Annotated in this window: 24 protein-coding genes; 18 read left to right on the top strand and 6 right to left on the bottom strand. The window is 63.2% G+C overall.

All coding sequences use genetic code 11. The features are described from left to right. Positions 1 to 20: 20 nt before the first annotated feature. The 3 genes from ACCC94_RS03240 to ftsK are packed head-to-tail and all read right to left on the bottom strand — an operon-like array spanning position 21 to position 4,442. Positions 21 to 1,346 carry a replication-associated recombination protein A gene (locus tag ACCC94_RS03240; RefSeq protein ID WP_413348008.1) on the bottom strand — a complete coding sequence of 442 codons (1,326 nt, stop codon included), beginning with the start codon at positions 1,344 to 1,346 and terminating at the stop codon, positions 21 to 23. Between the two features lie 41 nt (positions 1,347 to 1,387). Continuing rightward, on the bottom strand, positions 1,388 to 2,011 hold the full coding sequence (lolA, locus tag ACCC94_RS03235; RefSeq protein ID WP_413348007.1) for an outer membrane lipoprotein chaperone LolA: 624 nt from the start codon (positions 2,009 to 2,011) through the stop codon (positions 1,388 to 1,390). 19 nt (positions 2,012 to 2,030) lie between these two features. Continuing rightward, positions 2,031 to 4,442, bottom strand: coding sequence for a DNA translocase FtsK (gene ftsK / locus ACCC94_RS03230; RefSeq protein WP_413348006.1), 2,412 nt, complete (start codon positions 4,440 to 4,442; stop codon positions 2,031 to 2,033). Positions 4,443 to 4,662: 220 nt separating this feature from the next. Here ftsK and trxB point away from each other — a divergent pair, with 220 nt between their 5' ends. The 4 genes from trxB to infA all read left to right on the top strand — a co-directional run bounded on the left by trxB (position 4,663) and on the right by infA (position 7,416). Next, positions 4,663 to 5,613, top strand: coding sequence for a thioredoxin-disulfide reductase (gene trxB / locus ACCC94_RS03225; RefSeq protein WP_236173251.1), 951 nt, complete (start codon positions 4,663 to 4,665; stop codon positions 5,611 to 5,613). Between the two features lie 36 nt (positions 5,614 to 5,649). After that, a complete protein-coding gene (aat, locus tag ACCC94_RS03220) occupies positions 5,650 to 6,354 on the top strand; it encodes a leucyl/phenylalanyl-tRNA--protein transferase (protein ID WP_413348005.1) in 705 nt (234 codons plus the stop codon). A gap of 31 nt (positions 6,355 to 6,385) precedes the next feature. Then, positions 6,386 to 7,093: an arginyltransferase gene (locus ACCC94_RS03215; protein ID WP_413348004.1), complete on the top strand. Its 708-nt coding sequence runs from the start codon at positions 6,386 to 6,388 to the stop codon at positions 7,091 to 7,093. A 104-nt stretch (positions 7,094 to 7,197) separates the two neighbouring features. Next, positions 7,198 to 7,416: a translation initiation factor IF-1 gene (gene infA / locus ACCC94_RS03210; protein ID WP_002553999.1), complete on the top strand. Its 219-nt coding sequence runs from the start codon at positions 7,198 to 7,200 to the stop codon at positions 7,414 to 7,416. 88 nt (positions 7,417 to 7,504) lie between these two features. On the opposite strand, the gene clpA is transcribed toward infA, so the two are convergent. Then, positions 7,505 to 9,778, bottom strand: coding sequence for an ATP-dependent Clp protease ATP-binding subunit ClpA (gene clpA, locus ACCC94_RS03205; RefSeq protein WP_413348003.1), 2,274 nt, complete (start codon positions 9,776 to 9,778; stop codon positions 7,505 to 7,507). Positions 9,779 to 9,806: 28 nt separating this feature from the next. Beyond that, positions 9,807 to 10,169 carry an ATP-dependent Clp protease adapter ClpS gene (clpS, locus tag ACCC94_RS03200; RefSeq protein WP_026078807.1) on the bottom strand — a complete coding sequence of 121 codons (363 nt, stop codon included), beginning with the start codon at positions 10,167 to 10,169 and terminating at the stop codon, positions 9,807 to 9,809. 228 nt (positions 10,170 to 10,397) lie between these two features. Between clpS and cspD the strand changes: the two genes are divergently transcribed. Beyond that, entirely contained in the window at positions 10,398 to 10,673 is a 276-nt protein-coding gene (gene cspD, locus ACCC94_RS03195) for a cold shock domain-containing protein CspD (protein ID WP_192431106.1), read from the top strand. 73 nt (positions 10,674 to 10,746) lie between these two features. Here cspD and icd read toward each other — a convergent pair whose 3' ends face one another. Further along, positions 10,747 to 12,000, bottom strand: coding sequence for an NADP-dependent isocitrate dehydrogenase (icd, locus tag ACCC94_RS03190; protein ID WP_413348002.1), 1,254 nt, complete (start codon positions 11,998 to 12,000; stop codon positions 10,747 to 10,749). Between the two features lie 357 nt (positions 12,001 to 12,357). Between icd and ACCC94_RS03185 the strand changes: the two genes are divergently transcribed. From ACCC94_RS03185 to ACCC94_RS03125, 13 genes are all read left to right on the top strand, one after another. Continuing rightward, complete coding sequence (locus ACCC94_RS03185) at positions 12,358 to 14,580, top strand: NADP-dependent isocitrate dehydrogenase (protein WP_413348001.1); 2,223 nt, start codon at positions 12,358 to 12,360, stop codon at positions 14,578 to 14,580. 102 nt (positions 14,581 to 14,682) lie between these two features. Continuing rightward, complete coding sequence (locus tag ACCC94_RS03180; protein ID WP_413348000.1) at positions 14,683 to 15,126, top strand: NUDIX hydrolase; 444 nt, start codon at positions 14,683 to 14,685, stop codon at positions 15,124 to 15,126. Positions 15,127 to 15,196: 70 nt separating this feature from the next. Beyond that, positions 15,197 to 16,324 (top strand): tRNA 2-thiouridine(34) synthase MnmA, encoded by a 1,128-nt coding sequence (gene mnmA / locus ACCC94_RS03175; protein ID WP_413347999.1) that lies wholly within the window; start codon positions 15,197 to 15,199, stop codon positions 16,322 to 16,324. Then, positions 16,321 to 16,941 (top strand): high frequency lysogenization protein HflD, encoded by a 621-nt coding sequence (gene hflD, locus ACCC94_RS03170; protein WP_413347998.1) that lies wholly within the window; start codon positions 16,321 to 16,323, stop codon positions 16,939 to 16,941. The genes mnmA and hflD overlap by 4 nt, the downstream gene beginning before the upstream one ends. A 95-nt stretch (positions 16,942 to 17,036) precedes the next feature. Next, positions 17,037 to 18,407, top strand: coding sequence for an adenylosuccinate lyase (gene purB, locus ACCC94_RS03165; protein ID WP_413347997.1), 1,371 nt, complete (start codon positions 17,037 to 17,039; stop codon positions 18,405 to 18,407). A 60-nt stretch (positions 18,408 to 18,467) separates the two neighbouring features. Next, positions 18,468 to 19,643, top strand: a complete 1,176-nt coding sequence (locus tag ACCC94_RS03160) for a JmjC domain-containing protein (protein WP_413347996.1) — start codon at positions 18,468 to 18,470, stop codon at positions 19,641 to 19,643. Further along, on the top strand, positions 19,636 to 20,064 hold the full coding sequence (locus ACCC94_RS03155) for a GNAT family N-acetyltransferase (protein ID WP_017517103.1): 429 nt from the start codon (positions 19,636 to 19,638) through the stop codon (positions 20,062 to 20,064). The genes ACCC94_RS03160 and ACCC94_RS03155 overlap by 8 nt, the downstream gene beginning before the upstream one ends. A gap of 36 nt (positions 20,065 to 20,100) precedes the next feature. Further along, entirely contained in the window at positions 20,101 to 20,727 is a 627-nt protein-coding gene (locus ACCC94_RS03150; protein WP_413347995.1) for a histone acetyltransferase HPA2, read from the top strand. Further along, positions 20,724 to 21,539 carry a secretin N-terminal domain-containing protein gene (locus ACCC94_RS03145; protein ID WP_413347994.1) on the top strand — a complete coding sequence of 272 codons (816 nt, stop codon included), beginning with the start codon at positions 20,724 to 20,726 and terminating at the stop codon, positions 21,537 to 21,539. The genes ACCC94_RS03150 and ACCC94_RS03145 overlap by 4 nt, the downstream gene beginning before the upstream one ends. A gap of 509 nt (positions 21,540 to 22,048) precedes the next feature. Next, positions 22,049 to 23,644 carry an isocitrate lyase gene (locus ACCC94_RS03140; protein WP_413347993.1) on the top strand — a complete coding sequence of 532 codons (1,596 nt, stop codon included), beginning with the start codon at positions 22,049 to 22,051 and terminating at the stop codon, positions 23,642 to 23,644. 173 nt (positions 23,645 to 23,817) lie between these two features. Beyond that, entirely contained in the window at positions 23,818 to 24,309 is a 492-nt protein-coding gene (locus ACCC94_RS03135) for a DUF4442 domain-containing protein (RefSeq protein WP_413347992.1), read from the top strand. A 442-nt stretch (positions 24,310 to 24,751) separates the two neighbouring features. Then, positions 24,752 to 25,165, top strand: coding sequence for an NADH-quinone oxidoreductase subunit A (locus tag ACCC94_RS03130; RefSeq protein WP_017517108.1), 414 nt, complete (start codon positions 24,752 to 24,754; stop codon positions 25,163 to 25,165). A 10-nt stretch (positions 25,166 to 25,175) separates the two neighbouring features. Further along, positions 25,176 to 25,853: a NuoB/complex I 20 kDa subunit family protein gene (locus ACCC94_RS03125; RefSeq protein WP_045214755.1), complete on the top strand. Its 678-nt coding sequence runs from the start codon at positions 25,176 to 25,178 to the stop codon at positions 25,851 to 25,853. Positions 25,854 to 25,898: the final 45 nt, after the last annotated feature.

The following is a 25,898-nucleotide window of genomic DNA, read 5'->3' as shown; positions in this document are numbered from 1 at the left end:
CGGCGCTCGCGGGCGCCACTTCAGGATTTTCTGCGACGGCGGGAACTGGCCTTGTCGAGGCTGGCCAGGTGGCGCAGCTTTTCGCCGATCTTCAGTTCCAGCCCGCGCGGTACGGGTTGGTAATACTGGCGCGGTTCCATGGACTCGGGGAAGTAGTCTTCTCCGGCCGCATAGGCATCCGGCTCGTCATGGGCATAGCGGTATTCGTCGCCATAGCCCAGGTTCTTCATCAGCTTGGTCGGTGCGTTGCGCAGATGCAGCGGCACTTCCAGCGAACCGCTCTCCGCCACGTCACGGCGCGCCGTGTTGTAGGCGTTGTAGACGGCATTGCTCTTCGGCGCGCAGGCCAGGTACACGATAGCCTGCGCAATCGCCAGCTCACCCTCCGGGCTGCCGAGCCGCTCCTGCACATCCCAGGCGTGAAGGCACAGGGTCAGGGCGCGCGGATCGGCGTTGCCGATGTCCTCGCTGGCCATGCGCACCACGCGACGGGCGATGTACAGCGGATCGCAGCCGCCATCGAGCATGCGCGAATACCAATACAGCGCGCCGTCCGGACTGGAGCCACGCACCGACTTGTGCAGCGCGCTGATCTGGTCGTAGAAGGCCTCGCCGCCCTTGTCGAAGCGACGACGTGTATCGCCCAGCAGGTTCTGCAGCAGCTCGGCGCTGATCTCGCCGTTGTCCTCGGCGAGGTCGGAGGCGTTCTCAAGCAGGTTGAGCAGGCGCCGGCCATCGCCATCGGCGGCGGCCAAGAGGATGGCGAAGCTGTCGTCGGGCAGGCTCAGGTTGCGCTTGCCCAGGCCCTTCTCTTCGGTCAGCGCACGCTCGACCAGCCGGCGCAGGGCCGCTTCGTCCAGGCTTTTCAACACGTAGACGCGGGCACGCGAGAGCAGCGCGTTATTCAGTTCGAAGGACGGGTTTTCGGTGGTCGCGCCGATGAAAATCAGCGTGCCATCTTCCACATAGGGCAGGAAGGCGTCCTGCTGGCTCTTGTTGAAGCGGTGCACTTCGTCGACGAAGAGGATGGTGCGGCGGCCGTACTGCGCAGCATGCTGCTTGGCCACTTCCACCGACTGGCGGATTTCCTTCACCCCCGAAAGCACCGCCGAGATGGTCTCGAAGTGCGCGTCGGTGACCTGGGCCAGCAGCTTCGCCAGGGTGGTCTTGCCGACCCCGGGCGGGCCCCAGAAGATCATCGAGTGCAGCGCGCCCTGCTCCAGCGCCTCGCGCAGCGGCTTGCCGCGGGCGAGCAGGTGCTCCTGGCCGACGTACTCGTCCAGGCTGGTCGCGCGCAGGCGCGCGGCCAGGGGCTGGGAAACGGGGGCGGAGCGGAACAGATCCAAGGTCTTACCTATGACTTACAAGCATGGCGCCGGGGCGCCGATCATTCCTGGATGACGTCGACGCCCTTGGGCACCTCGAAGACGAACTGCTTGGCGTCCATCGCCTCATTCATCTTCACGTCGAAGAACAGGATATTGGTGCGCTGGCCGACACTGTCGATCAGCTGCATGTCGTTCACCACGCCGCTGCGGAAGGAAATCCGCAGGCTGTCGAAGAGGGTGTCCTTGGATTTGGGCTTCAAGGTGAAGTCGACCACATTGCCCCCGTCCTTGGCGGTGATGTCGAAGCTCTGGCCGATCTTCGACACATCGCCGGAGAGCAGCAGCGCCGGGGTCTGGGTCAGGCGCTGGTCGAGCTTCTGGATGGTCACCTGCTCCAGGTCCGGGTCGTACAGCCAGATCTTCTCGCCGTTGGAAATCAGCAACTGCTCGTTCGGCGCATCGGTGTGCCAGCGGAACAGGCCCGGGCGTTTGAGGCCCAGGTTGCCGGCGGTCTCCTGCAGGCGGGTGCCGCTGCCGTCCAGGGTCAGTTGGGAGAAGCGCGCGGTCATGGTCTGGGCTTTGGTGAGCATCCCGCTCAGGCGCTGCGCGGCAGCTTCGTCGGCATGGGCCTGGACGCCGGCGACAGCCAGCGCAGCAACGAACAACAGGCGGATCAGACGCATCGAAATCCTCGAAGTCGAATCAATCACGGATCGGGGCCGGCGCGATGACTTCGCGCGAGCCGTTGGTATTCATCGGGGTGACCACGCCGGCCATTTCCATCGCCTCGATCATCCGCGCGGCGCGGTTGTAGCCGATCTTCAGCTTGCGCTGCACGGCGGAGATCGAAGCCCGGCGACTTTCGGTCACGAAGCGCACGGCCTCGTCGTAGAGCGGATCGTCCTCGCTGCCCTCGCCGCCTTCGCCGCCACCGCCACCTTCGAACGAACCGCCACCGCCTTCCTCGGCGCCGGCGAGGATGTCCTCGATGTAGTTCGGCGCGCCGCGCAGCTTCCATGCCTCGACGACCCGGTGCACCTCGTCGTCGGAGACGAACGCGCCATGTACGCGGATCGGCAGGCCGGTACCCGGCGGCAGGTAGAGCATGTCGCCGTGGCCGAGCAATTGCTCGGCGCCGCCCTGGTCGAGGATGGTGCGCGAGTCGATCTTGCTGGAGACCTGGAAGGCGATACGGGTCGGAATGTTCGCCTTGATCAGGCCGGTGATCACGTCCACCGACGGGCGCTGGGTCGCCAGGATCAGGTGGATGCCCGCCGCACGTGCCTTCTGGGCGATACGGGCGATCAGCTCTTCCACCTTCTTGCCGACGATCATCATCATGTCGGCGAATTCGTCGACCACCACCACGATGGTCGGCAGGGTCTGCAGCAACGGCGCTTCGTCTTCCATGCTCTCGCGGCGGTACAGCGGGTCGGTCAGCGGCGTGCCGGCCTCCTCGGCGTCCTTCACCTTGCGATTGAAGCCCGCGAGGTTACGCACGCCCATGGCCGCCATCAGCTTGTAGCGGCGCTCCATCTCGGCGACGCTCCAGCGCAGCGCGTTGGCGGCCTCCTTCATGTCGGTGACCACCGGGCAGAGCAGGTGCGGAATGCCTTCGTAGATCGACAGCTCCAGCATCTTCGGGTCGATCATGATCAGCCGCGCCTCCTCGGGCGTGGACTTGAACAGGATCGACAGCAGCATGGCGTTCACGCCCACCGACTTACCGGAACCGGTGGTACCGGCCACCAGCAGGTGCGGCATCTTCGCCAGGTCAGTGATGATCGGGTTGCCACCGATGTCATGGCCCAGGGCCAGCGGCACGGTGGACTTGTGCTCGTCGTATTCCGGCGTCATCAGCACTTCGGAGAAGCGCACCATCTGCCGGTCTTCGTTGGGAATCTCGATGCCGACGGTGGTCTTGCCGGGGATGACTTCCACCACGCGCACGCTGATCACCGCCAGCGAGCGCGCCAGGTCCTTGGCCAGGTTGGAGATGCGGCTGACCTTCACGCCGGCGGCCGGCTGGATTTCGAAACGGGTGATCACCGGGCCCGGATGCACGGACTCGACTATGACTTCGACGCCGAACTCCTTGAGCTTGATCTCCAACAGGCGCGACATGGCCTCCAGGGATTCCGGCGAGTAGCTCTGCTTCTTTTCCGACGCCGGATCGAGGATCGACAGCGGCGGCAGCGTGCCTTCCACGGCGGTATCGACGAACAGCGGCGCCTGCTTTTCTTTCAGCACGCGCTTGCTCGGCTCCGCCGGCTTGGTGGGCGGCGGCGGGACGTCGATCTTCGGCGCCACGCGCTTCTCGCGCTCCTGCACGCTCTTGACCAGCGCTTCCTCGCGCTCGATCAGGCGCTCCTTGACCTTGGCCTGCTCGCGGCGGTCGGCAACGATGGGCGCGGCGACTTCGGCCACGCGCTCGTCGACTTCGCGCAACTGGGCGACCAACTGCTTGTGCTCGCTGCGAGCGCTCCACCAGCGATTGGTGGCGTTGTGGATCAGCTCGAAGAGGTCGAGGGTGATCTTGCCGGTGACGTCCATCACCTTGAACCACGACAGGTCGGCGAACACCGTCATGCCGAACAGGAACAGCGCCAGGAACAGCAGGGTGCTGCCCTGCACGTTCAGCGCATTGATGCCCAGTTGGCCCAGGCTTTCACCCAGCGCGCCGCCAGCCGTGGCCGGCATGTGGGCCCCGCTGGTGTGGAAATGGATATAGGCCAGCGCGGAGCCGGACAGGACCAGGAACACCAGGCCGATCAGCCGCCAGGAGAACAGCCAGCCGCTCCACTCCCAGGGCATGTGGCGCTTGCGGAAGACCTGATAGGTCTTCACCGCCAGCAGCAGCGGGAACAGGTAGGCGAAGTAGCCCAGCACCATGAACAGGATGTCGGCGCTCAGCGCGCCCAGGCGGCCGGCCGCGTTCTGCACCTGCTCGACGTGGCTGGAGTGGCTCCAGCCCGGATCGGAGGAATCGTAGGTGAGCAGTGCCATCCACAGGTAAAGGCAGAGCGCGCCGAGCGCGATCAGGGCCCCTTCCTTCAGACGGTAATGCAGTTGCTGGCGCCAGGCGGCGGCATGGCTTGCTGTGGTGTCCTTCAAAACGCTTCTATTCCTGCGCTATACGCGCGTCCGAGAGTCGTTGGGCCGCGAAACGGGCCTATTGTACGGCTTTGGCCGGCCGATGCCACGAGCCCGGGTGTGCCCGACTGCGCTTTTGCCGGCTTTCCGGGGTTCGGTGTAGCATAGCCCAACACCGCTTTGCGGCTGCTCAATTGGAGCATGCATTCTCTTACGTGACAAAGGCTTATGGAGTCTTTTTATGAGTGAAGTCAAGCATTCGCGCCTGATCATCCTGGGCTCCGGTCCTGCGGGTTACACCGCGGCCGTGTACGCCGCGCGCGCCAACCTCAAGCCTGTTGTCATCACCGGCATCCAGCCCGGCGGCCAGCTGACCACCACCACCGAGGTCGATAACTGGCCCGGCGACGTCGAGGGCCTGACCGGCCCCGCCCTGATGCAGCGCATGGAGCAGCACGCCAAGCGTTTCGATACCGAGATCGTCTACGACCACATCCACACCGCCGAGTTGCAGCAGAAGCCATTCACCCTCAAGGGCGACAGCGGCACCTACACCTGCGACGCGCTGATCATCGCCACCGGCGCCTCGGCCCAGTATCTGGGCATGTCCTCCGAAGAGGCCTTCATGGGCAAGGGCGTTTCCGCCTGCGCCACCTGTGACGGTTTCTTCTACCGCAATCAGGTGGTCTGCGTGGTCGGCGGCGGCAACACCGCCGTGGAAGAGGCGCTTTACCTGTCCAACATCGCCAAGGAAGTCCACCTCATCCACCGCCGCGACAAGCTGCGCTCGGAGAAGATTCTCCAGGACAAGTTGTTCGAGAAGGCCAGGAACGGCAACGTGCGCCTGCACTGGAACACCACCCTGGATGAAGTCCTGGGCGACAACATGGGCGTTGTCGGCGTTCGCCTGAAGGACGTCGACAGCGGCGAAACCCGCCAGCTGGACCTGGCCGGCGTGTTCATCGCCATCGGTCACAAGCCCAACACCGACCTGTTCAAGGGCCAGCTGGAGATGCATGACGGCTACCTGAAGATCAAGGGCGGCGCCGAAGGCAATGCGACCCTGACCAGCATCGACGGCGTCTTCGCCGCCGGCGACGTGGCCGACCACGTCTATCGCCAGGCGATCACCTCCGCCGGCGCCGGCTGCATGGCCGCGCTGGACGCCGAAAAGTTCCTCGACGACAACTGATCGGCGCAAGGGGAGGCCCGCCCTCCCCTCCTCCCTATGCTCAAGTGGCTTTCCCGCAGCAATTTCGACTTCCCGCCCCTCGACAAGGCCCTGCACGAGCCCAACGGCCTGCTTGCGGCTGGAGGGGATCTCAATCCGCAGCGCCTGATCCAGGCCTACCGCCACGGCTGCTTCCCCTGGTACCAGGACGGCCAGCCGATCCTCTGGTGGTCGCCGGATCCACGCACCGTGCTCTTCCCCGCCGAGCTGCACGTCTCCCGCAGCCTAGCCAAGCTCATCCGCCAGCAGCGCTACCAGGTCACCGTCGACCAGGCCTTCGAGCAGGTCATCCACGGCTGCGCCGGCCCGCGCGACTATGCCGATGGCACCTGGATCACCACGCCGATGCAGGACGCCTATTGCCAGCTGCACCGCCTGGGCGTCGCCCATTCGGCGGAAGCCTGGCAAGGCGATGAACTGGTGGGCGGGCTTTACGGGCTGGCCATCGGTCGCCTGTTCTTCGGCGAATCCATGTTCAGCCGCGCCGACAATGCCTCCAAGGTCGCCTTCGTTACCCTCGTGCAGCGCCTGAAGGCCGCAGGGTTCGTGATGATCGACTGCCAGATGCCGACCGAACACCTGCACAGCTTCGGCGCCCGCGCCATTTCCCGCAGCGAATTCGCCAGCTACCTGCGCCGGCATCTCGACGAAACACCATCGCAGGACTGGACTTCGCAGGCATACCCGCTCAGCCTGTCTTAAACTTGCCTGAGGGAACTCGCAGGGGTTGATGATGACCGAGCTCGCCCGCCTGAAGTTTTACGCCACGCAACCGCATCCATGCAGCTATCTGCCCGAAGAGCAGGCCACCACCCTGTTCCTCGACCCCAGCCAGCCCATGGACGCGCAGTTGTATGCCTCGCTGTCAGAGGTGGGCTTCCGGCGCAGCGGCGAACACCTCTACCGGCCGCATTGCCAGCACTGCACAGCCTGCATCCCGGCGCGAATTCCCGCCGCCGGCTTCCAGCCGAACCGCCAGCAGAAGCGCATCATCAAGCGCAACGGCGACCTGGAAGTGATTCGCAAGCGGCCCGCCTTCACCGAGGAGTACTACGCCCTGTACATGCGCTACATCGAGCAGCGCCATGCCGACGGGGACATGTATCCGCCCAGCCGCGATCAGTTCGCCACCTTCCTGGTGCGCGACCTGCCATTCAGCTGCTTCTTCGAGTTCCGCCTGCAGGGCCGCCTGCTCGCTGTGGCGGTCACCGACGTCCTGCCCAACGGCCTTTCCGCCGTCTATACCTTCTACGACCCGGATGAGGAGCGCCGCAGCCTGGGCCGCTTCGCCATCCTCTGGCAGGTTGGCGAGACCGAGCGTCTCGGCCTGCACGCCGTCTACCTGGGCTACTGGATCAAGAATTGCCGGAAGATGAACTACAAGACCCAGTACCGCCCCATCGAGCTTTTCGTGAACCAGCGCTGGGTGGCGCTGAACTGAAGCGAAAACACCCATTGGCGTTGTGGGGCGATTTCAGGCACAATGTGTGCCTTTTTTAATGCCCTGAAACTTCAGGCAACCATAGATACCGAGGGTTCTACTGCATGTCGAAAGAAGACAGCTTCGAAATGGAAGGCACTGTCGTCGACACCCTGCCCAACACCATGTTCCGCGTGGAGTTGGAGAACGGGCACGTCGTTACCGCGCACATCTCCGGGAAGATGCGCAAGAATTACATCCGCATCCTGACTGGCGACAAAGTTCGCGTTGAACTGACGCCCTACGACCTGTCCAAGGGTCGCATCACCTACCGCGCTCGCTGACAGACGGTAGGTGCCGGTAAAGTCCGGCACACAGAAAAACGCCCGGCATTGCCGGGCGTTTTCGTTTGCACCTCAGGTATGAGCAGCGTCAGGCCGGTTCCGCGGCAATCACTTCGAACTCGAAGGCCAGCTCGCCATCCTTCAGATCCACGTGGGCCACACCGCCGTGCTCGGCCAGTTCGCCGAACAGGATCTCCTCGGCCAGGGGCCGCTTGATCTTGTCCTGGATCAGCCGCGCCATCGGGCGAGCACCCATCTGCGGATCGTAGCCCTTGTCCGCCAGCCAGCCGCGCGCCGCATCGCTGACCTCGATCTGCACGTGCTTGTCCTCCAACTGCGCCTGCAGTTCGGTGAGGAACTTGTCGACGATGCTCTTGATGGTTTCGTGACTCAGGCGGCCAAACTGGATGATGGTGTCCAGACGGTTGCGAAACTCCGGCGTAAAGCTCTTCTTGATCACGTCCATGGCATCGGTGGAGTGGTCCTGCTGCGTGAAGCCGATGGAGGCCCGCGCCGCGGTTTCTGCGCCAGCGTTGGTGGTCATGATCAGGATGACGTTGCGGAAATCCGCCTTGCGTCCGTTGTTGTCGGTCAGGGTGCCGTGGTCCATCACCTGTAGCAGCAGGTTGAAGACCTCCGGATGCGCCTTCTCGATCTCGTCCAGCAGCAGCACGCAGTGCGGCGTCTTGGTGATAGCTTCGGTCAGCAGGCCACCCTGGTCGAAACCGACGTAGCCCGGAGGCGCGCCGATCAGACGGGACACGGTATGCCGCTCCATGTACTCGGACATGTCGAAGCGCACCAGTTCCACACCCAGCGCCTTGGCCAGCTGGCGAGCCACCTCGGTCTTGCCCACCCCGGTCGGGCCGGAGAACAGGAAGGAACCAACGGGCTTGTCCGGCGACTTGAGACCGGCGCGTGACAGCTTGATGGCAGTGGACAGCGACTCGATGGCCGCCGCCTGGCCGAACACGGTCAGCTTCAGGTCGCGTTCGAGGTTGCGCAGCAGCTCCTTGTCAGAGCTGGAGACGTGCTTGGGCGGAATCCGCGCGATCTTCGCAACGATATCCTCGACCTGCGGCACTTCGATGCGTTTGACACGCTTCTCTTCCGGCTGCAGGCGTTGGTAGGCACCCGCCTCGTCGATCACGTCGATGGCCTTGTCCGGCATGTGCCGGTCGTTGATGTAGCGGGCGGCCAGCTCGGCGGCGGCACGCAGCGCTTCATCGCTGTACTCGATGTGGTGGTGCTGCTCGAAGCGAGGCTTCAGGCCCTTCAGGATGCCGAAGGTATCCTCGACGGACGGCTCGGTGACGTCGACCTTCTGGAAGCGACGAGCCAGCGCACGGTCCTTCTCGAAGATGCCACGGAATTCCTGGAAGGTAGTCGAGCCGATGCAGCGGATCTCACCGGACGACAGCAGCGGCTTCAGCAGGTTGGACGCATCCATCACCCCGCCCGACGCCGCACCGGCGCCGATGATGGTGTGGATTTCGTCGATGAACAGCACCGCATGCGGGCGCTTGCGCAGCTCGTTGAGCAGCGCCTTGAAGCGCTTCTCGAAGTCGCCGCGGTATTTGGTGCCCGCCAACAGCGCGCCCAGGTCCAGGGAATAGACGACGCTGTCGGACAGCAGGTCGGGCACCTGGCCGTCGACGATCCGCTTGGCCAGCCCTTCGGCAATGGCGGTCTTGCCGACGCCGGCCTCACCGACCAGCAGCGGGTTGTTCTTGCGGCGACGGGCAAGGATCTGCGCGACGCGCTCGACTTCCGACTCACGACCGACCAGCGGGTCGATTCGGCCCTGGCGCGCCAGGTCGTTCAGGTTGCTGGCATAGGCGTCCAGCGGATGGCTGGAAGTGGAAGACTCGCCGCCCTCCTCGTCCTGCATCTCCTGTTCGCTGTCGGAATGCTCGGCATGACCCGGCACCTTGGAGATACCGTGGGCGATGTAGTTGACCACGTCGATCCGCGCGACGCTCTGCTGCTTGAGCAGGAATACCGCCTGGCTCTCCTGCTCGCTGAAGATGGCGACCAGCACGTTGGCTCCGGTGACCTCGCGCTTGCCGGAGCTCTGCACGTGGAACACGGCACGCTGCAGGACACGCTGGAAGCCCAGGGTCGGCTGGGTTTCACGATCCTCGTCGTGCTGGGGGATCAGCGGGGTGGTGGAATCGATGAACTCCTGCAGGTCTCGCCGCAGCTTGTCCAGATTCGCACCGCACGCCTTCAGAACCGTCGCGGCGGCTTCATTATCCAGAAGCGCCAACAGCAAGTGCTCAACGGTCATGAACTCATGCCGCTTCGCCCGCGCCTCCTTGAAGGCGAGATTGAGGGTGACTTCGAGCTCTCGATTCAACATGACTTCACCTCGCTCCCAAACATCCGCATCAACCTTCTATCTCAATTTCGCACAACAGTGGATGTTGGCTCTCCCTCGCATATTGATTGACCTGCATGGCTTTGGTTTCCGCAACATCTCGGGTAAAGGTCCCGCAGTGCGCCTTGCCCTGGGTATGCACGGTCAACATGACCTTGGTTGCCTGCTCGCGGTTCATGTTGAAGTACAACTCGAGCACCTCAACCACGAAATCCATCGGGGTGTAATCATCGTTGAACATGATGACCCGATACATCGATGGCGCCTTCAGGGCAGGCTTGGCTTCTTCAACCGCCAGCCCCGCCCCGTCGTCTTCCAATGGATCCGGGCGGTCCTGATTGAATGTTAGTCGAATCTGGCTACTTGCATGCATGCTGGAATAAAAGCTTTGCGAGTGGGTGAATGAGTGGGCCGACCGGAGTTTGAAACGCCTCCCAGGCCCAGACGACGCCGCCTTGACTAACGGCAAAAGGGTGTTACAACCAAAGGATACCCCCCGGAGGGTATCAGGAGTTCCGGACGCCAGTCTTCAGGAAAAGGCATAGCGGAATAGTAGTGGATGATACTCCAGCGATGGAGTCCTTTGCAGAGGGATATCAGCATGCTCAGCGGTAAGGTCAAGTGGTTCAACAACGCCAAGGGCTACGGTTTCATCCTGGCTGATGGCCGAGATGAGGACCTGTTTGCTCACTACTCGGCAATCCAGATGGATGGCTACAAGACTCTCAAGGCCGGCCAACCCGTCAGTTTCGAGATCCTGCAAGGTCCGAAGGGGTTGCACGCGGTGAACATCCAGCCCGTCAACGCCAATGCATCCACCCCGTCCGCACAAGCTGCCCCGAGCAGCGAGGTAGAGAACCTCACGGCGGAAGCCTGATTCGTCACGGATCAGACGAAACGAAAAAGGCCGGCAGCAAGCCGGCCTTTTTCATGGGCGAAGCATCACCCGGTTACATCTTGGCGATGATCGCGTCGCCGAACTCGGAGCACGACAGCAGCTTGGCGCCGTCCATCAGTCGCTCGAAGTCGTAGGTCACGGTCTTGGCCGCGATGGCGCCGTTGACGCCATCGATGATCAGGTCCGCCGCTTCCGGCCAGCCCATGTGACGCAGCATCATCTCGGCCGAAAGGATCACCGAACCCGGGTTGACCTTGTCCAGGCCGGCGTACTTGGGCGCGGTGCCGTGGGTCGCCTCGAACATGGCCACCGAGTCGGACAGGTTGGCGCCCGGCGCGATGCCAATGCCGCCCACCTCCGCCGCCAGGGCGTCGGACAGGTAGTCGCCGTTCAGGTTGAGGGTGGCGATCACATCGTACTCGGCCGGACGCAGCAGGATCTGCTGCAGCATGGCGTCGGCGATCACGTCCTTTACCACGATATTCCTGCCGGTAGTCGGATTCTTGAACTGCATCCACGGACCGCCGTCGAGCAGCTGGGCGCCGAACTCGTCGCGAGCCACTTCGTAGCCCCAGTCCTTGAACGCACCCTCGGTGAATTTCATGATATTGCCCTTGTGGACGATGGTGACCGAGCTGCGGTCATTGTCCACGGCATATTGCAGGGCCTTGCGCACCAGGCGCTTGGTGCCCTCCTGGGAAACCGGCTTGATGCCGATGCCGCAATCATTGGTGAAACGGATCTTCTTGACGCCCATTTCCTCGGTGAGGAACTTGATGACCTTCTGCGCCTCGGGGGAACCCGCCTTCCACTCGACACCGGCGTAGATGTCTTCGGAGTTCTCGCGGAAGATCACCATGTCCACGTCGCCGGGCTTCTTCACCGGGCTGGGGACACCTTCGAACCAGCGTACCGGGCGCAGGCAGACATACAGGTCGAGCTGCTGGCGCAAGGCCACGTTGAGGGAGCGGATGCCACCGCCCACCGGGGTCGTCAGCGGCCCCTTGATAGACACGACGTAATCACGGACGGCGTCCAGGGTTTCCTGGGGCAGCCAGGTGTCCTGGTCGTAGACCTGAGTGGCCTTCTCGCCAGCGTAGACTTCCATCCATGCAATCTTGCGGTCGCCCTTGTAGGCTTTCTCGACGGCAGCGTCGACGACCTTGATCATGACCGGGCTGATATCCACGCCAATGCCATCACCCTCGATGAAAGGGATGATCGGGTTCTTCGGTACATTCAAGGACATATCGGCGTTGACGGTGATTTTGTCACCGGCCGGCACCTGGATCTTTTGGTATCCCATGCTGAACTCCGCTTTTTGGTTGAAACCCTCTTGCAGCCACTGAGGGTAGCTCACAAGTCGATGATCGAACCACATCATTCCTTAGTCTAAAAAAGGGACGCGCTTCACCCTGCCTTTAGGGTGGTATACTGGCCGGCATGACTTAATGGTCATCGAGGTCCGAGCAGTCTGGGACCAGACTCTCTCCTCGCAGCGGCGCACGTCCCCACCAGGATCCCGCCGTACAACGCTCTACTGGCGCCCCAATATCCCCGCGGCAAATCTCGAAGGTCGGTCAACCACTTCGTTGAACGCAAGCGTGTACCAACGCGATTCGAGACTCTGTGCGCGCCCAGCAAAGAAGAGAGTTAGAACGAGATGTCCATCCGCTCGAAGATCACCTACACCTTCACCGACGAAGCACCCGCCCTCGCAACCTATTCGCTTCTCCCCATCGTAAAAGCCTTTGCCGCCTCCGCCGGCATCGACGTCGAGACCCGCGACATCTCTCTTTCGGGCCGTATCCTGGCCTCCTTCGCTGACAAGCTCGGCGACAAGGCGATCGAAGACGATCTGGCCTACCTGGCTCAACTGGCCACCGACGCCAAAGCCAACATCATCAAGCTGCCGAACATCTCCGCCTCGGTACCGCAGCTCAAGGGCGCCATCGCCGAGCTGCAGAAGCTGGGCTACGCCGTTCCGGACTTCCCGGAAGACCCGCAGACCGACGAAGAGAAAGACACCCGCGCCCGCTACGCCAAGGTCCTGGGCAGCGCCGTGAACCCGGTCCTGCGCGAAGGCAACTCCGACCGCCGCGCTCCGGCCGCCGTGAAAGCCTACGCCCGCAAGCACCCGCACAGCATGGGCAAGTGGAGCATGGCTTCGCGCTCCCACGCCGACTACATGCGTGGCGGCGACTTCTTCTCCAGCGAGCAATCGGTCACCATCCCCAAGGCCGGTGAAGTCCGCATCGAGTTCGTCGGCAAGGACGGCAAGGTCGAGACCAAGAAGACCCTGAAGATGCAGGACGGCGAAGTCCTCGACAGCATGTTCATGAGCTGCAGCAAGCTGCGCGCCTTCTTCGAGAAGACCCTGCAGGACTGCAAGGAAACCGGCGTCATGTGGTCCCTGCACGTTAAGGCCACCATGATGAAGATCTCCCACCCGATCGTCTTCGGCCACGCCGTCACCGTCTACTACAAGGACGTGTTCGAGAAGTACGGCCAGCTCTTCGAAGAGCTGGGCGTGAACCCGAACAACGGCATCTCCAGCGTCTACGACAAGATCAAGTCGCTGCCAGCCTCCCAGCAGGAAGAGATCCTCCACGACATCCACGAGGTGTACAGCCACCGTCCGGAAATGGCGATGGTCGACTCGGTCAAGGGCATCACCAACCTGCACATCCCCAGCGACGTGATCGTCGACGCCTCCATGCCGGCGATGATCCGCAACTCGGGTCAGATGTGGGGCAAGGACGGCAAGCAGAAAGACACCAAAGCGGTAATGCCGGAAAGCACCTACGCCCGCATCTACCAGGAAATGATCAACTTCTGCAAAACCAACGGCGCGTTCGACCCGACCACCATGGGCAGCGTACCGAACGTCGGCCTGATGGCGCAGAAGGCCGAGGAATACGGCTCCCACGACAAGACCTTCGAACTGGAAGCTGACGGCGTGATGCGCGTTGTCGACGCCGACGGCAAGGTCCTGATGCAGCACGAAGTACAAGCCGGCGACATCTGGCGCGCCTGCCAGACCAAGGACGCCCCGATCCGCGACTGGGTCAAGCTGGCCGTTACCCGTGCCCGCGCCTCCAACACCCCGGCCATCTTCTGGCTGGACCCGGAACGCGCCCACGACAACGAGCTGCGCAAGAAGGTCGAGCTGTACCTGAAGGACCACGACCTGACCGGCCTGGACATCAGCATCAAGGGCTACAACGAAGCCATCCGCACCAGCATGGAGCGCCAGCTGCGCGGCCTGGACACCATCTCGGTGACCGGCAACGTGCTGCGCGACTACCTGACCGACCTGTTCCCGATCATGGAACTGGGCACCTCGGCCAAGATGCTCTCCATCGTTCCGCTGATGGCGGGCGGCGGCATGTACGAAACCGGCGCCGGCGGCTCGGCCCCGAAACACGTACAGCAGCTGGTGGAAGAGAACTACCTGCGCTGGGATTCCCTGGGCGAGTTCCTGGCCCTGGCCGTCTCCTTCGAGGAAGAAGGCATCAAGACCGACAACGCCAAGGCCAAGATCCTGGGCAAGACCCTGGACATCGCCACCGGCAAGCTGCTCGACAACAACAAGTCGCCGTCGCGCAAGATCGGTGAGATCGACAACCGCGGCAGCCACTTCTACCTGGCCATGTACTGGGCCCAGGCGCTGGCCGAGCAGAACGACGATGCCGAGCTGAAGGCCCACTTCAGCGGCCTGGCCAAGACCCTGACCGAGAAGGAAGCGGCCATCGTCGCCGAACTGAACGGCGTACAGGGCAAGCCGGCGGACATCGGTGGCTACTACCGTTCCAACCCGGAGCTGACCAGCCAGGTCATGCGCCCGAGCGCGACCTTCAACGCCGCGATCGACGCACTGGCGTAAGCCGCTTCGTGTGACACCAGAACCCCCGGGCCTTCCCGGGGGTTCTGCTTTCTGCAGCCTGCAGCGTTAAACTCGCGCCTTTCGAACCAGGAGAGCAGAACCATGCGCTGGCTAGCACACGTTACCGTCGCCACCATCGTCGAAGACCAGGGCCGCTTCCTGCTGGTGGAAGAAATGTCCGCTGACAGCAAGCAGGTCTTCAACCAGCCCGCCGGTCACCTGGAAGCCAACGAGACCCTGCTTGAGGCCGCCGTGCGCGAAACCCTCGAGGAAACCGGCTGGGACGTCGAGCTGACCGCCGTCACCGGCATCTACCTGTATACCGCGCCGAGCAACGGCGTGACCTACCAGCGTGTCTGCTTCGCCGCCCGCCCGCTGCGCCATCATCCCGAACGCCCGCTGGACGATGGCATCCTCGGCGCCCGCTGGATGACCCGCGACGAACTCGCCGCCCAGCCCGAGCGCTGGCGCAGCCACCTGGTCCTGCGCTGCATCGACGACTACCTGCAAGGCGAGCGCTTCCCGCTGGCCCTGATCCGCGACTGAGCCAAGCCGCACCTGAGCCGCTCGGCTCTGGTAGAATCCCCGCCTTTACCTGCACCCGTGATGCACCGCCATGTCTGATTCCCTGAAAGCCCCGCAGAACACCCGCGTCATCGTCGGCATGTCCGGCGGCGTGGACTCTTCCGTCTCCGCCCTCCTCCTCAAGGAACAGGGCTACCAGGTGGAAGGCCTGTTCATGAAGAACTGGGAAGAGGACGACGGTACCGAGTACTGCACCGCCATGACCGACCTCGCGGACGCCCAGGCCGTCTGCGACCGCATCGGCATCAAGCTGCACACCGCCAACTTTGCCGCGGAATACTGGGATAACGTCTTCGAGCACTTCCTCGAGGAATACAAGGCCGGCCGCACGCCGAACCCGGACATCCTCTGCAACCGCGAGATCAAGTTCAAAGCCTTCCTCGACTATGCCGTCGCCCTGGGCGCCGACCTGATCGCCACCGGCCACTACGTGCGCCGCCGCGACATCGACGGCCGCAGCGAACTGCTCAAGGGCCTGGACCCGAACAAGGACCAGAGCTATTTCCTCCACGCCGTGGGTGGCGAGCAGATCGGCAAGACTCTGTTCCCGGTCGGCGAACTGGAGAAGCCGGAGGTTCGCGCCATCGCCGAGAAATACGGGCTGGCCACTGCGAAGAAGAAGGACTCCACCGGCATCTGCTTCATCGGCGAGCGCCGCTTCAGCGACTTCCTCAAGCAGTACCTGCCGGCCCAGCCGGGCGACATCGAGACCACCGATGGCAAGGTCATCGGCAAGCACGTCGGCCTGATGTACCACACCATCGGCCAGCGCCAGGGCCTGGGCATCGGCGGCCTGAAGAATGCCGACGACAGCCCCTGGTATGTGCTGGAGAAGGACCTGGTGCGCAACGTCCTGATCGTCGGCCAGGGCAACGACCACCCGTGGCTGTTCTCCCGCGCCCTGCACGCCTCGCACATCTACTGGGTCAACCCCATCGATCTGGACCAGCCCAGGGCCCTGCGCGCCAAGGTGCGCTACCGCCAGGCCGACCAGGACTGCGTACTGGAGCGCACAGCCAACGGCTACCGCGCCGTCTTCGACGAGCCGCAGCGCGCCGTTACCCCCGGCCAGTCCGTTGTCTTCTATGACGGCGAGATCTGCCTCGGCGGCGGCGTCATCGAATCCGCAGAACCCGCGTTCGCTAAGGAAACCGCATGAGCGATCTGCACGACCAGATCATCGCCCTTTCCGGCGTCTTCGAAGCCGCCGCGCTGGTAGACCGCCTCGCCCGCACCGGACAGATCCCCGAGGCGCCGCTGGGCTGCATGCTCGGCAGCCTGCTGGTGCGCGATCCGAAGACCACCCTCGATGTCTATGGCGGCGACACCGCCAATCTGCGCGAGGGCTTCCGCGCCCTGGTCAGCGCCCTTGAGCGCGACCCCAACAGCCTGCAGCGCGAGCCCCTGCGCTATGCGCTGTCACTGATCGGCCTGGAACGCCAGCTGAACAAGCGCGACGACATGCTCGACATCATGGGCACCCGCCTGGACCAGATCCAGCAGCAGGTGCAGCACTTCGGCCTGGTCCACGAAAACGTCATCGCCTCCTGCGCCGGCCTCTACCAGGACACCCTGAGCACCTTCCGCCAGCGTATCCAGGTGCACGGCGACATGCGCCACCTGCAGATCAACGCCAACGCCGCGCGGATCCGCGCCCTGCTGCTGGCCGGCATCCGCTCCGCGCGGCTTTGGCGACAGCTCGGCGGCAACCGCTGGCAGATGCTGTTCAGCCGCAGGAAGATGCTCAACGAGCTGCGCCCCCTGCTGCGCAGCTGAAGCATGCCCTTCCGGTCGCCGCAAGGGCGACCGGTTCGCGCCATTCGTGTATGATGTGCGCCCTTTTCGTTGACCGACAGCTACGAGAACGCCCCATGCAGCTTTCCTCCCTTACCGCGGTATCCCCCGTTGACGGCCGTTACGGCAGCAAGACCAGCGCCCTGCGTCCGATTTTCAGCGAATACGGCCTGATCCGTTTCCGCGTCCTGGTGGAGGTCCGCTGGCTCCAGCGTCTCGCCGCCCACGCCGGCATCCCTGAAGTCGCGCCCCTCTCCGCCGAAGCCAACGCCCTGCTGAACCAGCTGGCCGAGGACTTCCAGCTGGAGCACGCGCAGCGCATCAAGGACATCGAGCGCACCACCAACCACGACGTCAAGGCCGTGGAATACCTGCTCAAGGAACAAGCCGCCAAGCTGCCGGAACTGGCCAAGGTCAGCGAGTTCATCCACTTCGCCTGCACCTCCGAGGACATCAACAACCTGTCCCACGCCCTGATGCTGCGCGAAGGCCGTGACACCGTGCTGCTGCCGCTGATGCGCCAGATCGCCGACGCCATCCGCGAGCTTGCGGTGAAGTTCGCCGATGTGCCGATGCTCTCGCGCACCCACGGCCAGCCGGCCTCCCCGACCACCCTGGGCAAGGAACTGGCCAACGTCGTTTACCGCCTGGAGCGCCAGATCAAGCAAGTCGCTTCGGTCGAACTGCTGGGCAAGATCAACGGCGCCGTGGGCAACTACAACGCCCACCTGTCGGCTTACCCGCAAGTGGATTGGGAAGCCAACGCCCGCGAATTCATCGAGGGCGACCTCGGCCTGAACTGGAACCCCTACACCACCCAGATCGAGCCACACGACTACATCGCCGAGCTGTTCGACGCCGTCGCGCGCTTCAACACCATCCTCATCGACTTCGACCGCGACGTCTGGGGCTACATCTCCCTGGGCTACTTCAAGCAGAAGACCGTCGCTGGCGAGATCGGCTCCTCGACCATGCCGCACAAGGTCAACCCGATCGACTTCGAAAACTCCGAAGGCAACCTGGGCATCGCCAACGCACTGCTCCAGCACCTGGCCAGCAAGCTGCCGATTTCCCGCTGGCAGCGCGACCTGACCGACTCCACCGTGCTGCGTAACCTGGGTGTGGGCTTCGCCCACAGCGTCATCGCCTACGAAGCCAGCCTCAAGGGCATCGGCAAGCTGGAGCTGAACGCTGCGCGCATCGCCGACGACCTGGACGCCTGCTGGGAAGTCCTGGCCGAGCCGGTTCAGACCGTCATGCGCCGCTATGGCATCGAGAACCCCTACGAGAAGCTCAAGGAGCTGACCCGCGGCAAAGGCATCAGCGCCGAAGCCCTGCAGGTGTTCATCGAAGGCCTCGACATGCCGGCAGAAGCCAAGGCCGAGCTGAAGAAACTGACTCCCGCGAACTACATCGGTAACGCTGCCGCCCAGGCCAAGCGCATCTGAGATTCGCCCCGACTTTGCACGCCCGGCTGTGCCGGGCGTTTTTGTTTCAAGGACTTAACCATGAATCCTGCTATTCCTCTTCAGCTTCTGGGCGGCATCAGCGCCGACGAATTCCTCCGCGATTACTGGCAGAAAAAGCCGCTGCTGGTACGCCAGGCCATCCCCGACTTCAAGAGCCCGCTGGACCCGGACGAACTGGCCGGCCTCGCGCTGGAAGAGATGATCGAGTCGCGCATCGTCCTCGAACACGGCGACAGCCCCTGGGAACTGCGCCGCGGCCCGTTCCAGGAAGACACCTTCAGCCAGATGCCCGAGCGCGACTGGACCCTGCTGGTGCAGGCCGTCGACCAGTTCATCCCGGAAGTCGCCGAGCTGCTGGAACACTTCAAGTTCCTGCCCAGCTGGCGTATCGACGACGTCATGATCAGCTACGCCGCACCCGGCGGCGGCGTCGGCCCGCACTTCGACAACTACGACGTGTTCCTGCTGCAGGGCCATGGCCGCCGCCGCTGGAAAATCGGCCAGACCTGCGATGCCAGCAGCCCGATGTTGCCGCACGCCGACCTGCGCATCCTCGCCCAATTCGAAGAGAGCGCCGACTGGGTGCTGGAGCCCGGCGACATGCTCTACCTGCCCCCGCGCGTGGCCCACTACGGCATTGCCGAAGACGACTGCATGACCTACTCGGTCGGCTTCCGCGCACCCAGCGCGGCCGAAGTGCTGACCCACTTCACCGACTTCCTCGCCCAGTTCCTCTCCGACGAGGAGCGCTACAGCGACGCCGGCATGGCAGCGATGAAAGGCGACTTCGACCAGCACCAGATACAGCGCGACGCCCTCGACCGCCTGAAGAACCTGCTGCAGGAGCACATGAGCGACGAACGCCTGCTGCTCACCTGGTTCGGCCAGTTCATGACCGAGCCGCGTTACCCGGAACTGGTGGCTGGCGAGGAGATCGAGGAAGACGACCTGACCACCGCCATCAAGGATGGCGAAGTACTGATCCGCAACCCCAGCGCCCGCATGGCCTGGAGCGAAGTGGACGTCGGCCTGCTGCTGTTCGCCAGCGGCCAGACCGTGGTCCTGCCGGAAAAACTGCGCGACCTCCTGAAGCTGGTTTGCTCGGCCCAGTCGCTGCACGAAGGGAATCTCGGCCAATGGCTGGCCGACGACGATGGGCGTAAGCTCATCGGAGAACTGATCAAACAGGGCAGTCTGGAGTTTGCCGATGAGTAGCAAGATCAGGGTTCGCGTCGCGGACTGGCAGAAGGATAATGCCGATCTGCGGCGCATTCGCGAGGCGGTGTTCATCGCCGAGCAATCGGTCCCGCCGGAACTCGAATGGGACGCCGAGGATGTCGAAGCCGTGCACTTCCTGGCCTTCGAAGGCGACTATGCCATCGGCACCGCCCGCCTCCTGCCGGACGGACACATCGGCCGGGTGTCGGTCCTCAAGGATTGGCGCGGCCTGAAGGTCGGCGACCTGCTGATGCGCGCCGCCATCGAGCAGGCGGAAAGCCAGGGGCTGCAGCGTCAGTTGCTGACGGCCCAGGTCTACGCCATTCCCTTCTACGAACGGCTAGGCTTCCAGGTGGCCAGCGGGGAATTCCTCGACGCCGGCCTGCCCCACGTGGACATGGTGCGCGAGAGCGCCTGAGCACCGGCCACCCAAGCCCCCACTGGAAGGAACGCCATGGAAAACGCCCCGGACCAAGACGACCTCCCGGCAGAACTGCCGGATATCGAGTTCCAGTCACCGGGGCGTTTTGCCGTTCACAACCCGCCCAGCGAAGCGCTGCCGCCCGAAGCCCTGGAGCCTGCGCCCTTCCGCCTCGGCGAAGGCGACCTGCTGCACCGCTTCAACAAGCCGGACGATGCCCGCGCCCACGCCCTGGCGCTGATCCAGCAGGCACGCCGCACGCTCTATCTCTACACACCCGACCTTGAGCCGTGGCTGTATCACCACAGCAGCATCCAGGAAGCCTGCACCCAGCTGCTGCTGGGCAATCCACGCAATCGCCTGATGATCCTGGTGCGCGACAGCACCCGCGCCGTGAAGGAAGGCCATCGCCTGCTCAATCTCAGTCGCCGGCTGCCCAGCTACTGCCAGATCCGCCGCATCAACCCCGACTACCCGAGCGAGGAGCACGCCTTCCTGCTCGCCGACGATTGCGGCCTGCTGCTGCGCCCGGAGCCGGGCGAGTATGCAGGCTATGCGCACTACAACAACGCTGGCCGCGTCCGTCAGCTGATCGCGCAATTCGAACAGACGTGGAACACCAGCGTCCTCGACCCGAACCTGCGGAGCTTCCTGATTTGAGCCGACTTCCCCTCGCCCTGCTCCTCGCCTGCGCCATCAGCTCCACCGCCATCGCAGCGCCGCGCACCGAGATCATCCCGCTCAACTACCGCACCGCCGAAGACGTGCTGCCTGTGGCGCAGCAGGTACTGGGCAACGAAGGCCGGGTCACCGCCTACGGCAACCAGTTGGTGGTGAATGCCGAGCTGGCGAAGATACGCGAGCTGCAGCAGGTGCTCGAACAGCTGGACACCCGCCCCCACCAGCTGCTCATCAGTGTCGATACCGTCGATGGCAGCCAGAGCAGCCAGAGCGGCTACTCGGTGAACGGCTCGGTCAGCGCCGGAAACGTCGAAATCCAGTCCGGCCGCGGCGAAGTGAACGGCCGCGACCAGGTGCGCATCATCAACCGCTCCACCAGCAGCCGAGGCGGCGGCACCCAACAGGTGCGCGCCACCGAAGGCTCGCCTGCCTTCATCCAGGTCGGCCAGAGCCAGCCGGTGACCAATGCCGGCATCGGCCCCTACGGCCAGGTCTACAGCCAGACCGAGTACCGCGACGCCAACCAGGGCATGTACGTGACCGCCAGCCTCTCCGGCAACCTGGTGCACATCACCCTCAGCACGCGCAACGACCGCTTCGACAACCACTACCAGGGCTCGATGAACACCAGCGCCACCGAAACCCGTGTCAGCGGGCAGCTCGGCCAGTGGATCGAGATCGGCGGCGTCAGCGAAAGCAACCAGAGCACCCAGGGCGGGTACACCCGCCAGTACAGCACCCAGGGTCGCAATGACAGCAGCCTGCGGGTGAAGGTCGAAGTGCTCGACTAATCCTTCCGTAGGTGACCTGCCAGTCCTCGTTAGACCTTCGTGTAGTAGTCCAAAAAAAACACTACAAAACGTTTGACGAACGCTCGTTTGAAAGTGCATGATGGCCTCGCTCCCGCTAACCAGAGGGTTTCGAAGCCCTCCGGACCGCGCCAGCGGCACACCAGTCGCGCCGGTTCGTGTTGTTAAGCCCACAAGGCGGATCGACGAGGTTGCGACTGGCAAGAGGTTGTCCTGAGGGACGGGGAAGCAAGCCTAAGCAACAGCACGAAGTGACGGATTCAGCCGTCCACCATCGCCCAACGGCTGCCACGAGCCGGCAAGCGATTCTGGATGCCACTGCTGCAGTCACCCGTCTTTGCACCGCGCCACCCCACTCCTCCAGCGTCACTCCTTCTTTTCGGTCGCCCCTTCGCCATCCCGCGGCGAGCAACCCGCAGTCATTACCATTCAGGTGTGGTTTGCGCGGGTAGTCGGTGCTTAACCAAATACATTCTTTTGAAGGATTGGCCATGTCCGCATATCAGAACGAGATCAAAGCAGTCGCCGCGCTCAAAGAGAAGAACGGCAACAGCTGGAGCGCGATCAACCCCGAGTACGCTGCCCGCATGCGCGTCCAGAACCGCTTCAAGACCGGTCTGGATATCGCCAAGTACACCGCAGCCATCATGCGCAAGGACATGGCTGAGTACGATGCGGACAACTCCGTCTACACCCAGTCGCTGGGCTGCTGGCACGGCTTCATCGGTCAGCAGAAGCTGATCTCCATCAAGAAGCACCTGAAGACCACCAACAAGCGCTACCTCTACCTCTCCGGCTGGATGGTCGCCGCCCTGCGCTCCGACTTCGGCCCGCTGCCCGACCAGTCCATGCACGAGAAGACTGCTGTTTCCGGCCTGATCGAAGAGCTGTACACCTTCCTGCGCCAGGCTGACGCCCGTGAACTGGACCTGCTGTTCACTGCTCTGGACTCCGCCCGCGCCGCTGGCGACAAAGCCAAGGAAGCCGAAGTACAGGCCCAGATCGATGGCTACGAAACCCACGTAGTACCGATCATCGCCGACATCGACGCCGGCTTCGGCAACCCGGAAGCCACCTACCTGCTGGCCAAGAAAATGATCGAAGCCGGTGCCTGCTGCATCCAGATCGAGAACCAAGTCTCCGATGAGAAGCAGTGCGGCCACCAGGACGGCAAAGTGACCGTTCCGCACGAAGACTTCCTCGCCAAGATCAACGCCGTTCGCTACGCGTTCCTCGAACTGGGTGTCGACGACGGCGTGATCGTCGCTCGTACCGACTCCCTGGGCGCCGGCCTGACCAAGCAGATCGCCGTGACCAAGGAACCAGGCGACCTGGGCGACCAGTACAACTCCTTCCTGGACTGCGAAGAAGTATCCGCTGCCGAACTGCAGAACGGCGACGTGGTGATCAACCGCGGCGGCAAGCTGCTGCGTCCCAAGCGCCTGGCTTCCAACCTGTTCCAGTTCCGCAAGGGCACCGGCGAAGACCGCTGCGTCCTGGACTGCATCACCTCGCTGCAGAACGGCGCCGACCTGCTGTGGATCGAAACCGAGAAGCCGCACGTTGGCCAGATCAAGGGCATGGTTGACCGCATCCGTCAGGTCATCCCGAACGCCAAGCTGGTTTACAACAACAGCCCGTCGTTCAACTGGACCCTGAACTTCCGCCAGCAGGTGTTCGATGCGTTCGTCGCCGAAGGCAAGGACGTTTCCGCCTACGACCGCGCCAAGCTGATGAGCGTCGAGTACGACGAGACCGAACTGGCCCAGGTTGCCGACGAGAAGATCCGTACCTTCCAGCGTGACGGTTCCGCCCACGCCGGCATCTTCCACCACCTGATCACCCTGCCGACCTACCACACCGCCGCGCTGTCCACCGACAACCTGGCCAAGGGCTACTTCGCCGACCAGGGCATGCTGGCCTACGTGAAGGGCGTACAGCGTCAGGAACTGCGTCAGGGCATCGCCTGCGTCAAGCACCAGAACATGGCTGGCTCGGACATCGGCGACAACCACAAAGAGTACTTCGCTGGCGAAGCCGCTCTGAAAGCCTCGGGTAAAGACAACACCATGAACCAGTTCCACTAAGAACTGGCTCACCGGCCCCTCGGGGCCGGCAGGCACCGCAAGACCCCGGCCCCGGCCGGGGTCTTGCTTTTTGCGCTTGGCCCAAACGTCAGCCGCCCTTTCAGCTCCCGCCAAGGGCAGAAACACTACGCCATGCCAGCCTCGGGCTTCCTTTGACATGAATGGGAAAGCCCATGCCCAACCGCAACCGCCTCGCCCTCGCCGCCCAACTCATCCAGCGCCTGCCGCGCAGACTCCACGAACCGCTGCTCAGCTACCTGTTCTGCTCCCGGGTACGCTTCGCCGGAACCGCCGGCGTGCGCATACAGAAGCTCTGCGAAAACGAGGTGCGCATGAGCCTGGCCAATCATCGCCGCACCCGCAATCACATCGGCGGCGTCCACGCTGCAGCCATGGCGTTGCTGGCCGAATCCGCCAGCGGCTGCATGGTCGGCATGAACCTGCCGGATCACAAGCTTCCGCTGATCAGGAGCCTCAAGGTGGATTACCTGCGCCGGGCCACTGGCGGCCTGCGCGCCATCGCCACCCTGCAGCCCGAGCAACGGCGCGCGATGCTGGAGCAGGACAGAGGCGATGCGCTGATCCAGGTGACCCTGCTGGACGATAGCGGCGGCGAGCCGGTGCGCTGCGAAATGCACTGGGCCTGGGTCGCAAAGAGAAATTGAACCCCTCCATTCGAGGGGCGACCAAGCAGAGTTGGCGCACGGATAATTCGCTGGCGTATTTGCGAGGAATAAAAGCCGCGCCGCTTATATGTAGTAAAGTTACGGATATACGACACTGCAAATGATAATACTTATCATTAGCTGGCTGCCGATTTATTGCGGCCAAATACCTCGAAAGTACTATTCGACCAAAGCCGAAGCACCGTCACACTAGGCGTCCGGAGCCGCGCAAACAGGGCGCTACGGAAAATGCAAAAGCCTTTTGCCCGAAATAGAAGCATCTGTTTGTGTTGGAAAAATTTACTTGCTGAAGGCTTTGGGCATAAAATTGGAAAGATGACCTGAACCCTTAGCTCGCTATCCTTGAGTTGTCGGGTTCGCAGTAGTCGGGCCTTGCGCCCGCAACCCAAGACAATCGTTATTTGTAGGAAGGAGTATCGGCATGCCCAATCCAGCTGAACTTGCAGCTCAACACTGGGGACTCGCCGCCTTCCTTTTAGGAGTGCTGGGCCTGCTCGCCTTCATGCTAGGGGTTTCCAGCCTGCTTGGCAGTAAGGCATTTGGTCGCAGCAAGAACGAACCGTTCGAATCCGGGATCGTTCCCACCGGCAGCGCCCGCCTGCGCCTGTCGGCAAAATTCTATCTGGTCGCGATGCTCTTCGTGATCTTCGACGTCGAAGCCCTCTTCCTTTTCGCCTGGTCAGTGTCCGTCCGTGAAAGCGGCTGGGCCGGTCTGATCGAGGCAACCATTTTCATAGCAATTCTGTTGGCAGGTCTTGTCTACCTGTGGCGTATCGGCGCGCTCGATTGGGCGCCGGCGGCACGTCGCGCACGGCAGGCGAAGCTAAAACAATGAGGCTTTGGCGATGCAATACAAACTTACCCGGATCGATCCGGATGCGCCCAATGATCAATACCCGATCGGCGAACGCGAAACGGTAGAAGACCCGCTCATCGAAGGGCAGGTCCACAAGAACATCTTCATGGGCAAGCTCGAGGATGTTCTCAACGGTGCGGTGAACTGGGGTCGCAAGAACTCCCTGTGGCCGTACAACTTCGGGCTGTCCTGCTGCTACGTGGAGATGACCACGGCGTTCACCGCGCCGCACGACATCGCCCGTTTCGGCGCCGAAGTGATCCGTGCATCGCCGCGCCAGGCTGACTTCATGGTCATCGCCGGCACCTGCTTCATCAAGATGGCCCCGGTCATCCAGCGCCTGTACGAGCAGATGCTGGAGCCCAAGTGGGTGATCTCGATGGGGTCGTGCGCCAACTCCGGCGGCATGTACGACATCTACTCGGTCGTTCAGGGGGTCGACAAGTTCCTCCCCGTGGACGTGTACATTCCCGGCTGCCCGCCCCGTCCGGAGGCGTTCCTGCAAGGCCTCATGCTGCTGCAGGAATCCATCGGCCAGGAGCGTCGTCCGTTGTCCTGGGTCGTAGGCGACCAAGGCGTCTATCGCGCCGACATGCCTGCCCAGAAGGATCTCAAGCGCGAACAGCGCATTGCGGTCACCAACCTGCGCAGCCCCGACGAAGTGTGATCCGGCCCTCCACGAGAGGCCCGTTTTCACTCCACCGTTGACCGA

The sequence above is a fragment of the Pseudomonas sp. Pseusp97 genome, assembly GCF_047304025.1.
GTDB lineage: Bacteria > Pseudomonadota > Gammaproteobacteria > Pseudomonadales > Pseudomonadaceae > Pseudomonas.
Note: the sequence above shows the minus strand (reverse complement) of the source record. Positions and strands in the feature narration are given on the sequence as shown.

Bases quoted from the DNA above. Each gene is read 5' to 3' on its own strand.
- lolA (WP_413348007.1), bottom strand. From the start codon at position 2,011: ATGCGTCTGATCCGCCTGTTGTTCGTTGCTGCGCTGGCTGTCGCCGGC.
- trxB (WP_236173251.1), top strand. From the start codon at position 4,663: ATGAGTGAAGTCAAGCATTCGCGCCTGATCATCCTGGGCTCCGGTCCT.
- aat (WP_413348005.1), top strand. From the start codon at position 5,650: ATGCTCAAGTGGCTTTCCCGCAGCAATTTCGACTTCCCGCCCCTCGAC.
- ACCC94_RS03215 (WP_413348004.1), top strand. From the start codon at position 6,386: ATGACCGAGCTCGCCCGCCTGAAGTTTTACGCCACGCAACCGCATCCA.
- infA (WP_002553999.1), top strand. From the start codon at position 7,198: ATGTCGAAAGAAGACAGCTTCGAAATGGAAGGCACTGTCGTCGACACC.
- clpA (WP_413348003.1), bottom strand. From the start codon at position 9,778: ATGTTGAATCGAGAGCTCGAAGTCACCCTCAATCTCGCCTTCAAGGAG.
- clpS (WP_026078807.1), bottom strand. From the start codon at position 10,169: ATGCATGCAAGTAGCCAGATTCGACTAACATTCAATCAGGACCGCCCG.
- cspD (WP_192431106.1), top strand. From the start codon at position 10,398: ATGCTCAGCGGTAAGGTCAAGTGGTTCAACAACGCCAAGGGCTACGGT.
- icd (WP_413348002.1), bottom strand. From the start codon at position 12,000: ATGGGATACCAAAAGATCCAGGTGCCGGCCGGTGACAAAATCACCGTC.
- ACCC94_RS03185 (WP_413348001.1), top strand. From the start codon at position 12,358: ATGTCCATCCGCTCGAAGATCACCTACACCTTCACCGACGAAGCACCC.
- ACCC94_RS03180 (WP_413348000.1), top strand. From the start codon at position 14,683: ATGCGCTGGCTAGCACACGTTACCGTCGCCACCATCGTCGAAGACCAG.
- mnmA (WP_413347999.1), top strand. From the start codon at position 15,197: ATGTCTGATTCCCTGAAAGCCCCGCAGAACACCCGCGTCATCGTCGGC.
- hflD (WP_413347998.1), top strand. From the start codon at position 16,321: ATGAGCGATCTGCACGACCAGATCATCGCCCTTTCCGGCGTCTTCGAA.
- purB (WP_413347997.1), top strand. From the start codon at position 17,037: ATGCAGCTTTCCTCCCTTACCGCGGTATCCCCCGTTGACGGCCGTTAC.
- ACCC94_RS03160 (WP_413347996.1), top strand. From the start codon at position 18,468: ATGAATCCTGCTATTCCTCTTCAGCTTCTGGGCGGCATCAGCGCCGAC.
- ACCC94_RS03155 (WP_017517103.1), top strand. From the start codon at position 19,636: ATGAGTAGCAAGATCAGGGTTCGCGTCGCGGACTGGCAGAAGGATAAT.
- ACCC94_RS03150 (WP_413347995.1), top strand. From the start codon at position 20,101: ATGGAAAACGCCCCGGACCAAGACGACCTCCCGGCAGAACTGCCGGAT.
- ACCC94_RS03140 (WP_413347993.1), top strand. From the start codon at position 22,049: ATGTCCGCATATCAGAACGAGATCAAAGCAGTCGCCGCGCTCAAAGAG.
- ACCC94_RS03135 (WP_413347992.1), top strand. From the start codon at position 23,818: ATGCCCAACCGCAACCGCCTCGCCCTCGCCGCCCAACTCATCCAGCGC.
- ACCC94_RS03130 (WP_017517108.1), top strand. From the start codon at position 24,752: ATGCCCAATCCAGCTGAACTTGCAGCTCAACACTGGGGACTCGCCGCC.
- ACCC94_RS03125 (WP_045214755.1), top strand. From the start codon at position 25,176: ATGCAATACAAACTTACCCGGATCGATCCGGATGCGCCCAATGATCAA.